This is a genomic window from uncultured Sphaerotilus sp., assembly GCF_963924895.1.
Taxonomy (GTDB): domain Bacteria; phylum Pseudomonadota; class Gammaproteobacteria; order Burkholderiales; family Burkholderiaceae_C; genus Sphaerotilus.
Genome location: NZ_CAWURG010000017.1, coordinates 28,180 through 40,746 on the forward strand (window position 1 = coordinate 28,180; position 12,567 = coordinate 40,746).

Annotated in this window: 10 protein-coding genes; 7 read left to right on the plus strand and 3 right to left on the minus strand. The window is 70.6% G+C overall.

Annotated features, from left to right (window positions below; genetic code table 11):
• Positions 1-68 precede the first annotated feature (68 nt).
• Entirely contained in the window at positions 69-701 is a 633-nt protein-coding gene (locus AABN02_RS07655) for a c-type cytochrome (RefSeq protein WP_338414330.1), read from the minus strand.
• Positions 702-752: 51 nt separating this feature from the next.
• Here AABN02_RS07655 and yihA point away from each other — a divergent pair, with 51 nt between their 5' ends.
• Complete coding sequence (yihA, locus tag AABN02_RS07660; protein WP_338414331.1) at positions 753-1,523, plus strand: ribosome biogenesis GTP-binding protein YihA/YsxC; 771 nt, start codon at positions 753-755, stop codon at positions 1,521-1,523.
• Positions 1,507-2,556, plus strand: coding sequence for a LacI family DNA-binding transcriptional regulator (locus tag AABN02_RS07665; protein WP_338414332.1), 1,050 nt, complete (start codon positions 1,507-1,509; stop codon positions 2,554-2,556). Before yihA ends, AABN02_RS07665 begins: the two co-directional genes overlap by 17 nt.
• Before the next feature lie 16 nt (positions 2,557-2,572).
• On the opposite strand, the gene AABN02_RS07670 is transcribed toward AABN02_RS07665, so the two are convergent.
• On the minus strand, positions 2,573-4,903 hold the full coding sequence (locus AABN02_RS07670; RefSeq protein WP_338414333.1) for a patatin-like phospholipase family protein: 2,331 nt from the start codon (positions 4,901-4,903) through the stop codon (positions 2,573-2,575).
• A 37-nt stretch (positions 4,904-4,940) separates the two neighbouring features.
• Between AABN02_RS07670 and AABN02_RS07675 the strand changes: the two genes are divergently transcribed.
• On the plus strand, positions 4,941-6,173 hold the full coding sequence (locus tag AABN02_RS07675; RefSeq protein WP_338414334.1) for an FAD-dependent oxidoreductase: 1,233 nt from the start codon (positions 4,941-4,943) through the stop codon (positions 6,171-6,173).
• Between the two features lie 43 nt (positions 6,174-6,216).
• A complete protein-coding gene (locus AABN02_RS07680; protein ID WP_338414335.1) occupies positions 6,217-8,607 on the plus strand; it encodes an EAL domain-containing protein in 2,391 nt (796 codons plus the stop codon).
• Here the strand turns inward: AABN02_RS07680 and AABN02_RS07685 are convergent.
• Positions 8,591-9,760 (minus strand): putative zinc-binding metallopeptidase, encoded by a 1,170-nt coding sequence (locus tag AABN02_RS07685; protein ID WP_338414336.1) that lies wholly within the window; start codon positions 9,758-9,760, stop codon positions 8,591-8,593. The genes AABN02_RS07680 and AABN02_RS07685 overlap by 17 nt on opposite strands.
• Positions 9,761-9,832: 72 nt before the next feature.
• On the opposite strand from AABN02_RS07685, the gene AABN02_RS07690 reads away from it, so the two are divergent.
• Genes AABN02_RS07690 through AABN02_RS07700 form a run of 3 tightly spaced genes read left to right on the plus strand, consistent with a single transcriptional unit; the run spans position 9,833 to position 12,563 of the window.
• Positions 9,833-10,585, plus strand: a complete 753-nt coding sequence (locus AABN02_RS07690; protein ID WP_338414337.1) for a class II glutamine amidotransferase — start codon at positions 9,833-9,835, stop codon at positions 10,583-10,585.
• Positions 10,585-11,523, plus strand: a complete 939-nt coding sequence (locus AABN02_RS07695; RefSeq protein ID WP_338414338.1) for an ABC transporter permease — start codon at positions 10,585-10,587, stop codon at positions 11,521-11,523. The genes AABN02_RS07690 and AABN02_RS07695 overlap by 1 nt, the downstream gene beginning before the upstream one ends.
• On the plus strand, positions 11,520-12,563 hold the full coding sequence (locus AABN02_RS07700) for an ABC transporter permease (protein ID WP_338414339.1): 1,044 nt from the start codon (positions 11,520-11,522) through the stop codon (positions 12,561-12,563). The genes AABN02_RS07695 and AABN02_RS07700 overlap by 4 nt, the downstream gene beginning before the upstream one ends.
• Positions 12,564-12,567 lie beyond the last annotated feature (4 nt).

A 12,567-nucleotide genomic window follows, 5' to 3' on the forward strand; every position in this document is an offset into this window, starting at 1 on the left:
CCGGTCAGCGACCGGCCTTATTGATCTGCATCAACGACGGCGACACGGAGGTCGGCCGCCGCGGGATCTCAATGCAACCCGGCGATGTAGTCGGCGACGGCCTTGATCTCGCGGTCGTTCATCTTGGCCGCCACACCGGTCATGACGGCGTTGTTCTTGCGGATGCCGTCGCGGAAGCTGGTCAGCTGCGCGGTGGTGTAGTCGGTGTGCTGACCCGACAGGCGCGGGTACTGGGCGGGGATGCCGGCGCCGGACGGGCTGTGGCAGCCAGCGCAGGCGGGCACCTTGCGGTCGGCGATGCCACCGCGGTAGATCTTCTCGCCCAGGACGACGAGGTCCTTGTTCTTCGCAGCGCCCGGCTTGGCCTGCTTGCTGGAATAGAAGGCAGCGACGTTCTTCATGTCCTCTTCGCTGAGCGCGGAGGCGAAGCCCTTCATGATGGCGTTGTCGCGCTTGCCAGTCTTGAACTCGGTCAATTGCTTGACGAGGTACTCGGGGTGCTGGCCTTGCAGGATCGGATTGGCCGGCGAGCCACGCGACCCATCGGCCGTGTGGCAGGCGCTGCAGACCTGGGCGGAGATCGCCTGGCCCTTGGCCGGATCGACCTTGGCCGCGGCGGGCTGGGATTCATTGGCAGCGAGCGGGGTGGCCATGGCGGCCGCCGCGAGCAGGGCAAGAAGCGACTTGACGTGCGATTTCATGGTTGAGCGGCGCAAAGGCAGACGTGAAACCTGAAGATTTTACAATGCCGAATGATGACCCCTCCACTTGCCCCTCTCGTCGGTGGCGCCGATGCCACGCGAACTGCCCTCGCCTGGACCCACACGGCCCGCTTTCTGACCACCGCGAGCCGTCTGGACCAGCTCCCGGCGCACGAATTGCCCGAGATCGCCTTCGTCGGCCGGTCCAACGCCGGCAAGTCCACCGCCATCAACACGCTGGCCCAGCAGCGGCAGCTGGCCTACGCGTCCAAGACCCCCGGCCGCACCCAGCACATCAACCTGTTCGAGGTCGGCCCCAAGGACGCCCCGCAGGCCTACTGGGCCGACCTGCCCGGCTACGGCTATGCGGCGGTGGCCAAGGCGGCCAAGGCGCGCTGGCAGGAGGTCATGGCCGACTACCTGCGCGTGCGGCGCAACCTGGCGTGCGTGGTGCAGATGGTGGATTCGCGCCACGGCTTCACCGACCTGGACCGGCAACTGCTGAACTTCGTCGCGCCGCGGCTGGCCAACGGCGAGGTGCGGCTGCTGGTGCTGCTGACCAAGGCCGACAAGCTCAACCGCAACGAAGCCGCCGACTCGCTGCGCAAGGCGCAGGCGGTGCTGGCGGGGCTCTCCACCGAGGAGTCCGACATCCGCATCACGCTGTTCTCGTCGCTCAAGCGCCAGGGCGTGGGCGATGTGGCGGAGATCCTGCACGAATGGGTGGCCCAGCCGGCGCTGGACGCCGCAGCGGCCATCGCCGCCGCGCCCGTGGTTCTGGAGCCCGCCAACGGGAATCCCTCGCATGACCCAGCTGCCTGACCCAGTCCCCGTCGAGCGCCCCGACCGCCAGCGCCTGCAGATGGCCGACATCGCCCGGATCGCCGGGGTGTCGGTCGCCACGGTGTCGCGGGCGCTCAATGGCAGCGCGGAGGTCAGCGCCGCGACGCGCCAGCGCATCTCCGAGCTGGCGCGCTCGCTGAACTACACCATCAACGTCGGCGCCAAGAACCTGCGGCTGCGCCACAACAAGACGGTGGCGGTGGTGATCCCCTTCGACCAGCGGGCGCGGCTGCACGTCTCCGACCCGTTTTTCCTCTCGATGCTCGGCAGCCTGGCCGATGCGCTGACCGACCAGGGCTACGACATGCTGGTCTCCCGCGTCGATGCCGACCAGCTGGAAACCGCCGCCCGGGCCTGGGACACCGGCACCGCGCTCGGGGTGATCCTGATCGGCCAGTGGCACAGCCACGCGCAGATCAACACCATGTCCGACCGGGGCGTGCCGCTGGTGGTGTGGGGCGCGCAGATCCCGCAGCAGCGCTACTGCTCGGTCGGCGGCGACAACGTCACCGGCGGCCTGCTGGCCACGCGCCACCTGCTCGAGCGTGGCTGCCGGCGCATCGCCTTCATCGGCGACCCGACCACGCCCGAAGCCGCACTGCGCCTGCGCGGCCACCGCCAGGCCCTGCTCGATGCCGGCCTCCCGCACGACCCGGCACTGCAGCTCCACTCGTCCTTCGACGCCGACCAGGCCCGCACGGCACTGACCGGCCTGATCGAGTCCGGCACGGTCTTCGACGCGGTGTTCGCCTGCTCGGACGTGCTGGCGATGGCGGTGATGCAGACCCTGCGCCTGCATGGCCGCGAGATCCCGCGCGACGTGGCGGTGGTCGGCTACGACGACATCGAATGGGCCAGCCACGCCGACCCGCCGCTGACCACCGTGCGTCAGCCGGTGGCCAGCGCCGGGGCCGAGATCGTCCAGGCGCTGCTCGCCATCGTCGGCGGCGAGGTGGTGCCGCCCCGCACGCTCCCGGTCGAACTGGTGGTGCGGCGCAGCTCGCTGCGCTGAGCCGGGCGGCGGTGGCTCAGGGGCGCCCGAGCATCAGGTACACCCCGGTCCGGCCGCGCGGCGCCCAGGTCAGCCCGAGGTAGAGCGGCCCCAGCCCGGTGTCCGCACCCAGGAAGGCGCTGCTGCCCCAGCGCAGGTCCTGCAGGCTGACCGAGCGGGAAGACAGCCACGCATTGCCCGCCTCCAGCGTGGCGCCTGCGAACACGCCCCGGGTCAGCACCGGCTGGCGGTTGAGCCGCACCATCCAGGTCAGGCGCCCGAGCAGGGTGTCGTTGCCGGCGAGCTGGTCGGTCTCGTAGCCCGAGAGGTTGTGGAAGCCGCCCAGCGTGTAGTGGCCGACCTGCCCCGGCGCCTCGCGCTGGTGGGCATGGCGCAGTCGCAGCGTGGTCTCGACCGTCTGGCGGCCGCTGCTGGCGACCTGCGTCAGGTCGGCCTCGATGCGGTGGAAGACACCGCTCTCCCCGGCCGCGCCGCCACCGGACAGCCAGCGCCGGCCCGCCTGCACGCCCAGCTTCATGCGCCAGCCCTGGCGCGGAAAACTCGCGTGGTCCAGCTGGTCGATCACCAGTCCGCTGCGCAGCGCCCACTCGCGGCTGCGGCCGGCGGTGAGGCTGGCGGGATCGGAGGTACCGGCGGTGATCTCGGGATCCAGACTCAGCATGTCGCGCACCACCCCCACGCGCCACTCGCCCAGGTCGCCGAGCGACTGGCCGAGGTCCAGGCCGACCCGCAGCTGCCCGCGCACCTGCCGGCCCAGCACCGCCAGCGCCCGCGCGCTCTGGTCCGGCTCCAGCGGCTGGTAGGTGGTCAGGCGGCGGCGCTCGACCTCGGCCCAGCCCGCGAGGAACCAGTCGCTGGCCGGCCCGCTGCCCGCCCCCATCGGCACGTACAGCTCGCTGAACCAGCGCGGCACCGAGCCGAGCTGGACCCGGTTGCGCCACTCGGTGCCGCTGTCGTCGAGCCAGTGGCGGTTGTGGCTGAGCTTGACGTTGAAGTCGCCGCGGCCGGCAAAGTCGCTCTGCATGTCCAGTCCGAGCCGGAAATAGTGCGGCCCCCAGGGCTTCTCTTCCACGCGGTAGACCAGCCCGGTGCCGGCGGGCAGGTCCTCGACGCGGTAGTCGACGTGCAGGTAATCGCCGCTGGCGGCCAGCGTGCGGCTGTCGCGCTCGGCGCGTTCGACGGAAAACGGCTGGCCCGGCTGGACAGCCAGCACGCCGCGCAGGCGCTCGGGCGTGGTGATGTCCTGGCCCTCGAAACGCACCGAGGTGATCGGCTGCGGGGGATCCTCCGGCCGCGTCTGGGCGACGCGCAGCGCCTGCCAGTCCACGTCGTTCAGCCGCAGCGCTGCCAGCTGCGGCAGCATCCGCATGGTGTGCTGCTCGCCCGCGGCGATCAGATCGGCCGCCCGGTCGAAGTCGCCCGAGGTCAGGCGGCCCAGCGGCGGGGCGATCAGCAGGTCGTGCGCCGGATCCAGCGTGGCGATCGAGCGCTGCACGTTCTGCTCGGTCAGGATGTTGACCATCTGCGAGGTCAGCCCGAGCACGGTGCCCAGGCTGTCGCGCCCGGCCAGCGGCGTGCCGATGTTGACGGCGATCACCAGGTCCACGCCCATCGCCCGCACGACGTCCACCGGCAGGTTGTTGACCAGCCCGCCGTCGCCGAGGATGCGGTGCTCGACCTCGGTCGGCGGGAACACGCCCGGCACCGACATGCTCGCCCGCAGCGCCTGGGCCAGATCGCCCTCGCGGAAGATCACCGCCTCGCCGGACTCCATGTCGGTGGCCACCGCGCGGAAGGGGATCGGCAGCACGTCGAAGCTCGGCAGCTGGCGCACCGGCAGCGTGTAGCGGCGCAGCAGCAGCTCCAGCCCGCGGCTCGACACCGAGCCGATCGGCAGCATCAGCTCGCCGGTGCTGCGGCTGAGGCCGACCTCCAGCGCGGGCGAGATCTCGAAATCCTCCTCCTTGCGCCGCTCGCTCAGCGTCTCGCGCGGAAGGCGGTTGGCGAACAGGGTGGTCCAGTCCAGCGCCAGCAGCTCGCGCTCCAGGTCGTCGGCGCGCAGGCCGCTGGCGTAGAGGCCGCCGATGATGGCGCCCATGGACGTGCCGGCGATGGCGTCGATGGGGATGTGCTCGCGCTCCAGCACCTTGAGCACGCCCACATGCGCCAGTCCGCGTGCGCCACCGCCCGAAAGCACCAGGCCGATGCGCGGACGGCCCAGCGTGGGGCCGACCTCGGCCGGAACCGGCTCCGGCCCCACGGCCGCGCCCGATGCCGTGGACAGGCCCAGGCCCAAGCCGGTGACCACACAGAAGATGAAGAGCAGGGAGGAACACGGACCACGCATGGCGCGGATTGTGCGGCCCGCTCCTAGAATTCGCGCCATGAAACTGACCGTCCCCCCGCCTGCTCCTGTCGGCACCCTGCCAGCCTCCTGCGATGTGCTGGTCATCGGCGCAGGCCCCTCCGGCAGCGCCTGCGCGGCGACGCTGGCGGCGGCCGGCTGGTCGGTTTGTCTGGTCGACCAGCACGACTTTCCGCGCGAGAAGGTCTGCGGCGACGGCCTGATTCCCGATGCCCACGCCGCCCTGCGCCGACTGGGCGTGCTCGACGAGGTGATGGCCCACGCCGCGCACGTCAGCCATGTGCGCTGCGTGGCGCCGCGCGGCGGGCAGGTCGATGTGCCGGGGTCGCTGGCCGTGCTGCCGCGCCGGGTGCTGGACTACCTGCTGGTGCAGCACGCGCAGCGCCAGGGCGCGCGGCTGGTGACGCCGGTGAAGTTCGACGCGGTGATCGAGGAGGACGGCCGCGTCGTTGGTGCCCGGCTGCGCCAGGGCGAGGCGCGGCCCGAGGTGCGCGCACGCTGGGTGGTGCTGGCCACCGGCGCTGGCGTGCAACCGCTGGTCGCCACGGGGCTGTGCACGCGGCGCACCCCGAGCGGCATCGCGCTGCGCGGCTATGTGCGCAACCCGGCGCTGGCCGGCCAGCTCACGACCATGGACGTGGTGTGGGACAAGGCGCTGCGGCCGGGCTACGGCTGGATCTTCCCGTGTGGCGACGACACCTGGAACATCGGCGTCGGCGCCTTCTTCCGCCAGGGCCAGGCGGCGGACGCCAACCTGCGCCAGATGTTCGACGACTTCACCCGCGTCTACGCCCCGGCCCGCGCGCTGATGGACGGCGGCACGCTGCAGGGCGATCTCAAGGGCGCGCCACTGCGCTGCACGCTCGACGGCGCCCAGAGCGGCCGCCCCGGCCTGCTCGCCACCGGCGAGACGCTGGGCTCGACCTACGACTTCACCGGCGAAGGCATCGGCAAGGCGCTCGAAACCGGGCTGATGGTCGCCGATGCCCTCTTGCAGGGCGCGCGCGACGGGCTGGACGAAGCCGCCGTGCGGCAGCACTACGACCAGCGGCTTGCCACGCTGCGGCCGAAATTCGCGCTCTACGAGAAGGCCAACAGCGTCAACCGCCACCCCTGGCTGGCCGATCTGGTGATCTGGCGGGCGCAGCGCAGTGCCTCGCTGCGGCAGCGCATGAGCGGCGTGCTCAACGAGACCTCGAACCCGGGCCACCTGCTGTCGGTGCGCGGCATGCTCCGGCTGCTGGCGCGCTGAACACACGCCAGAACAGGCGGGGCCGCTTCAGTAGGGCGGGGCGATGCCGATAGCGCTCCAAGGCGCCGCGTTCCTGCCGGCGCCTGCCTCGATGACACGCACGCCCACCCCTTCCAGCCACGCTGCCCCCGAGTCACCCTCCCTCCGGTCGGAAGCGGAGGAAGCTGCCGAGTGGAAATCGCAGCTCCTGCTGGCCCACTACCGGCATACCCCGCAGGCGGTGCTTTCGGGCATGGCCCTGTCGGCCATGATCGCGGGCGTGCTGTGGGGCACGGCGCCGCATTCGACCTTGATCCAGTGGCTGGTCAGCGTCGAGCTGATGATGCTGCTGCGCCTGCTGGTCGCACGCTATTACCTGCACGGCGGCGGTCGGGCGCGCTGGTCGATGCGGCAGTGGTGCGCCGTCACCCACCTCCAGACCACGCTGAGCGGCCTCAGCTGGGGCGCGCTCGGCCTGTTCTACGCGGTGGTCGACGACCAGGCCGCCCGCACGGCCCTGCTGATGACGCTCATGGGCGCGTGCGCGGGCAGCGCCGCGCTGATCGGGTCGATCCGGGGCACGCTGACGGTCTATGGCGTGCTCTCGATGAGCCCGCTGATCGGCATGCTGCTGACCCGCGGCGAGCTGGCCCAGACCTACATGGGCGCGGCACTGGTCTATTACGTCTACCTCGTGATGGTCAAGGGACCGTCCCGGATCAGCGGCGCGATGGCGGAGCAGCATGCCAACCGCCGTGACCGCGACCGGCTGGTCGCCCGCCTCGAAGACGCCGAGCGGGTCGGGCAGATGGGCCACCTGATCTGGAACGAGGCCGCCCGGTGCTCCACCCTGTCCGCCGAAGCCCAGCGCCAGCTCGGCTTCGACAGCACGACCATCCGGAGCGCCCGGGAGGTGTGGAGCCGCGTCATCAGCGAGGACCGTCCCCGCGTCATCGAGCTGTCCAGCCAGGCGGTGGCGCGTGAGGACCGGGAGCTGCGCTTCGACACCACGATCTCCGGACCCTTCGGCCCGCGCGACCTGCGGGTGGTGCAGCGCTTCGACTACGACGCGCAGGGCCGGCATGTCCAGACGCTGACCACCACCCAGGACATCACCGAGCTGAAGACCACCCAGCGCGAACTGCGCACGCTGGCCTTCGAGGACGTGCTGACCGGGCTGGTCAACCGGGCCGGCTTCACGCAGCGCCTCCACGAACGTCCGGTCCAGGCCGTGCTGATGCTGGACCTGGATCACTTCAAGTACGTCAACGACACCCTGGGCCACGCCACCGGCGACCGCCTGCTGGTGATGATGGCGCAGCGCCTGGGCACCTGCCTGCGCAGCCAGGACACGATCGCCCGGCTGGGTGGCGACGAGTTCGCCGTGCTGATCCACGACGCGGTGCACCACGACCAGCTGGAACGCATCGCGCGCCGGCTCGTCGAGGCGCTCTCGGCGCCCTGCCGCATCGACGACCACGATATCTTCGTCTCGGCCAGCGTCGGCATCGCCGTGCCCGAGTCCGCCCACAGCGCCACCACGGACGCGGCCACCCTGATGCAGCAGGCCGACACCGCCCTGTTCGCCGCCAAGGCCGGCGGCCGCTCGCGCCACCAGTTCCACTCCGAGGACCTCAGCCAGCGCACCCGCGACCGCGTCACGATGGAAGCCGACCTGCGTCGCGGCCTGTCCGAGCGGCAGTTCAGCGTCCATTTCCAGCCCAAGGTGGCGCTGGACGACGGCCGCATCGTCGGCGCCGAGGCCCTGCTGCGCTGGAACCACCCGGAGCGCGGCCCGGTCTCGCCCGACGTCTTCATCCCGGTGGCCGAAGACAGCGGGCTGATCGTGGCGATCGGCGCCTGGGTGCTGCGCGATGCCTGCGCGGCCGCGGCCGACTGGAACCGCGCGCTGGCACCGGGCGAGCCGCCGCTGCGCATCGCGGTCAACCTCTCGCCGCGCCAGTTCCTCAACCACGACCTGATCGGCACCGTCACCACGGCGCTGGCCCGCACCGGCTGCCGCGCCGAGTGGATCGAACTGGAGATCACCGAGCGGCTGCTGCTCGACGAACGCGGCCAGGCCGGCGAGACGCTGGACGGCCTGCGCGCCATGGGCCTGACGCTGGCGATCGACGACTTCGGCACCGGCCACTCGGCACTGAGCTACCTGACGAAATACCCCATCAGCACGCTCAAGATCGACAAGTCCTTCATGCGCGACATCACCACCCGCACCGACCAGGCCGGCGTGGTGCGCGCCATCATCTCGATGGGCCACAGCCTGCAGCTCCAGCTGGTCGCCGAGGGTGTCGAGACCGAGGAGCAGGCGCGTTTCCTGCGGGAACAGGGCTGCGAGCTGGCGCAGGGCTGGCTCTTCGGCCGCCCCATGCCGCGCCAGGACTTCACGGCCCTGCTGCGCGCCAGGGCCGCCCAGGCACTCACGCCGACCGTGTGACCACCTGGTGCACCAGGTGGAGCTTGCGCACCACCGTCTGGCTCAGCACGAAGGGGTAGAAGTCCGGCTCGCCCATGCTGCGTGACAGCTCGTTGAGCAGCGCCGTCAGCTCGACCCAGGCGTTGACCAGCCGCAGGAACTCGGCGTCCGGCTGCGTCAGCACCGCCTCGTCGAAGGGCTGCACATCGACCTCGACGTCGTCCGCATCCAGCCCGAAGCTCAGGCCGGTGTCGAGCGCGTCGACCATGTGCAGGTAGTGCGCCCAGGTTTCGGCCCAGTCTTCCCAGGGGTGGCAGCTCGCGTAGGCGCTGACATGCCAGTTGGCCCAGTCCGGCGGCGGGCCGAGCCGGTAGTTGCGCTCCAGCGCGGCGCGGTAGTCGGCGCGCTCGTCGCCGAAGGTCTGGCGGAAGGCGGGCAGCCAGCCGGTGCCCGCGACCAGCCGGTCCCAGTAGTAGTGGCCGACCTCGTGGCGGAAATGGCCCAGCAGCGTACGGTAGGGCTCGCGCAGGCTGGCGCGGATGCGCTCGCGGGTGGGGTCGTCAGCCTCGTCGACATTGAGCGTGATGACGCCGCTGGCGTGGCCGGTGAGCACGCCCTGCCCGCCGACCGGGCGCAGGAAGTCGAAGGCCAGCCCGCGCTGCATGTCTTCGCCGCCCGCCCCGGCCAGCCGGGACTGCACCGGCAAGCCCAGCGCCAGCAACTGTGACACCAGCCGGCGCTTGGCCTGCTCGATCAGCGCCCAGTCGCGCTGGTTGTGGGCCACGGTCTGGTCCGGGATGACGCGGTTCAGGCGGCAGGCCACGCAGAACAGCGGCCGCTCGCCGGCGCCGTTGCGCTCCCCGTCCGGCACCAGCCAGTTGCAGCTGGCGGCCGACACGGCATTCGCGCAGCGGTGGAGGACCCGTGCCGCCCGCAGGTGCAGAGACGACGCCGGCCGCGCCTCGACCAGCGCCTCGCCGCGCGCGTCCAGCGCCAGCAGCAGGCGCTGCGCCGGGTCATAGCCCAGCGCGCGACCGCAACTCAGGCAGCCGCTGTTGCGGAAGAACACCGGCGCGCCGCACAGGCAGCGGAAGGCGCGCAGCGTGCGCGGCTGGCGCTGGGCACGCCAGCGGTCCGCCAGGTGGCGGCCGAGCTGCGTCAGGAAAGCATCCATTGATCGAACTCCCGGGATTGCAAGACTGGAAAGCGCTGGAAAGACCTGGGCGGCATGGTAGTGTCTCGGCCCATGTGTCAGCTGCTCGGCCTCAACGCGAATACCCCGACCGACCTGGTCTTCAGCTTCACCGGCTTCGCCCACCGCGCCGCCGAGCACAAGGACGGCTTCGGCATCGCCTTCTTCGAGGGCCCGGGCGTGCGGCTCTTCGTGGACCACCAGAGCGCCACCGAATCGCCCGTGGCCGAGATGATCCGCCGCTACCCGATCCGCAGCCGCCACATCGTCACCCACATCCGCAAGGCCACCCAGGGCCGCGTCGCGCTGGAGAACACGCACCCCTTCATGCGCGAACTCTGGGGCCGCTACTGGGTCTTCGCGCACAACGGCAACCTGGTCAACTTTCACCCCAAGCTGCACGCGAACTTCCACCCCGTCGGCGACACCGACAGCGAGCGCGCCTTCTGCTGGCTGCTGCAGGAACTCGCCAAGAACCACGCCCGGATGCCCAGCATCCCCGACCTGACGCAGACCCTGGCCGAGCTGGCCCCGACCATCGCCCGCCACGGCACCTTCAACTTCCTGCTCAGCCAGGGCGAGGCGCTCTGGGCGCACTGCACGACGAAGCTGCACTACGTCCTGCGCCGCCACCCCTTCGCCGCCGCACAGCTGCAGGACGCCGACCTGACCGTGGACTTCGCCGACCTGACGACACCGCAGGACCGCGTCGCCATCGTCGTCACCGAGCCGCTGACCAGCAACGAGGACTGGGTCGCGCTGAAGGCGGGTGAGCTGGCCGTGTTTGTCGATGGAGACCGCCGCTGATGGGTGCCTACCTGCTCCGCCGCCTCTGGCAGATGGTGCCGACGCTGGTCGGCGTCGTGCTGCTGGTGTTCTTCCTGTTCAAGTCCTTCGGCGGCGATCCGGCCGAGATCCTCGCCGGCCTGAACGCATCAGCCGCCCAGGTGGACCAGATCCGCGAGCAACTCGGCCTGAACAAGCCGGTCTGGGAGCAGCTCTGGATCTTCGTGCAGCAGATCCTGCGCTTCGACTGGGGCAAGAGCTGGGCGACCAACGAGTCGGTGTCCAGCCTGTTCGCCTCGCGGCTGCCGGCCACGCTGACGGTGATGACGCCGATCCTGGTGCTGGACGCGCTGCTGGCGATTCCCTTCGCGCTGGCGGTGGCGGCGGTGCGTGGCTCGCTGACCGACCGCACGATCATGGTGGTGACGACGGTGGCGCTGTCGATCAGCTTCCTCGTCTACGTCATCGTCGGGCAGTGGCTGTTCGCCTTCCAGCTCGGCTGGTTTCCGGTGCAGGGCTGGACCCGCAGCGTCTGGACCAACCTGACCACCTACGCGCCGCTGCCGGTGCTGCTGGCCGTGATGGTGGGCATCTCGCCGCAGATGCGCCTGTACCGCAGCTTCTTCCTCGACGAGATCGGCCACGACTACGTGCGCACCGCCCGCGCCAAGGGCCTGAGCGAGCGCACCGTGCTGCTGAAACACGTGCTGCGCAACGCGATGATCCCGATCCTCACCAATGTGTCGATGCAGCTGCCCGGCATCTTCATCGGATCCTTCCTGATCGAGGTCTTCTTCTCGATCCCGGGCCTGGGCCGCGAGGTGTGGATGGCGGTGAACCGCAGCGACTACCCGGTCATCCAGGCGGTGACGGTCTATCTGGCGGTGATCACCATGCTCATCAACCTGCTCACCGACCTGCTCTACAAGGCGGTCGATCCCCGGGTGACGCTGAAATGACGGCCGTGACACGTTCCGAAGGCGTCTGGTCGCTGGCCTGGCAGCGGCTGCAGGGGGACCGCGTCGGTCTGGTGTCGATGGCGGTGGTCGCGCTGTTCGCCGTGCTGCTGCTGGCCGCTGCCAGCGGGCTGGTCGCGTCGAACTGGCAGGCCGAGCGCGGCGTCTCCTACGCGCCACCCACGCTGCTCGGCCCCGCGCCCGAATTCGCCGCGATGCCCGGGATGCCCGCCTCCGGCACAGCCGGCCCGGCGCAGCCGCTGCTCGACCTGACGTCCGTCGATCCGCTCGCCCCACGCTACGCCGAATGGGACGCCGCGACCAAGAAGCAGTCGATCGAGACCGTTACCCAGTCGCCCACCCTGCCCTTCGGTGGCGACCGGCTTGGCCGCAGCGTGCTCGACAAGGCGATCAAGGGCTCGCAGATCTCGATCCTGGTCGGCGTGCTGGCCGCCGTGGTCGCCGCGGTGATCGGCACGGTGCTGGGCGCCTTCGGCGGCTTCTTCGGCGGACGCGTCGGCGACGGGCTGGAGTGGGTCTACAACGTCTTCACGTCCATCCCCGGTATCCTGCTCATCCTCGCCTTCGCGGCGGTGTTCGGGCGCGGCGTCACCAGCGTGGTGCTGATCCTCGGCCTGACCGGCTGGACCGGCATCTACCGGCTGGTGCGCGCCGAGTTCATGAAACACGCCGGCCGCGACTACGTGCGCGCCGCCGAGGCGATCGGCGCCAGCCCGCTGCAGCGCATGTTCCGCCACATCCTGCCCAACGTCAGCCACATCGTGCTGGTGCAGCTTTCGATCCACGTCGTCGGCTTCATCAAGTACGAGGTGATCCTGTCCTACCTGGGGCTGGGCGTGAGCGTGGACCAGGTGAGCTGGGGCACGATGCTGGCCGAGGCGCAGAGCGAGCTGATCCTGGGCTACTGGTGGCAACTCGCGACCGCGACGCTGTTCATGGCGGTCTTCGTCACCGCCTTCTCGCTGATGACGGACGCACTGCGCGACGCGCTCGACCCGAAGCTGCGCGGGCTGGAGGACTGATCCC

What these genes read in the sequence shown, in the direction of transcription:
- AABN02_RS07665 (WP_338414332.1), top strand. Translation starts at nt 1,507, where the DNA reads ATGACCCAGCTGCCTGACCCAGTCCCCGTCGAGCGCCCCGACCGCCAG.
- AABN02_RS07655 (WP_338414330.1), bottom strand. Translation starts at nt 701, where the DNA reads ATGAAATCGCACGTCAAGTCGCTTCTTGCCCTGCTCGCGGCGGCCGCC.
- AABN02_RS07695 (WP_338414338.1), top strand. Translation starts at nt 10,585, where the DNA reads ATGGGTGCCTACCTGCTCCGCCGCCTCTGGCAGATGGTGCCGACGCTG.
- AABN02_RS07700 (WP_338414339.1), top strand. Translation starts at nt 11,520, where the DNA reads ATGACGGCCGTGACACGTTCCGAAGGCGTCTGGTCGCTGGCCTGGCAG.
- AABN02_RS07685 (WP_338414336.1), bottom strand. Translation starts at nt 9,760, where the DNA reads ATGGATGCTTTCCTGACGCAGCTCGGCCGCCACCTGGCGGACCGCTGG.
- AABN02_RS07690 (WP_338414337.1), top strand. Translation starts at nt 9,833, where the DNA reads ATGTGTCAGCTGCTCGGCCTCAACGCGAATACCCCGACCGACCTGGTC.
- AABN02_RS07680 (WP_338414335.1), top strand. Translation starts at nt 6,217, where the DNA reads ATGCCGATAGCGCTCCAAGGCGCCGCGTTCCTGCCGGCGCCTGCCTCG.
- AABN02_RS07670 (WP_338414333.1), bottom strand. Translation starts at nt 4,903, where the DNA reads ATGCGTGGTCCGTGTTCCTCCCTGCTCTTCATCTTCTGTGTGGTCACC.
- AABN02_RS07675 (WP_338414334.1), top strand. Translation starts at nt 4,941, where the DNA reads ATGAAACTGACCGTCCCCCCGCCTGCTCCTGTCGGCACCCTGCCAGCC.
- yihA (WP_338414331.1), top strand. Translation starts at nt 753, where the DNA reads ATGATGACCCCTCCACTTGCCCCTCTCGTCGGTGGCGCCGATGCCACG.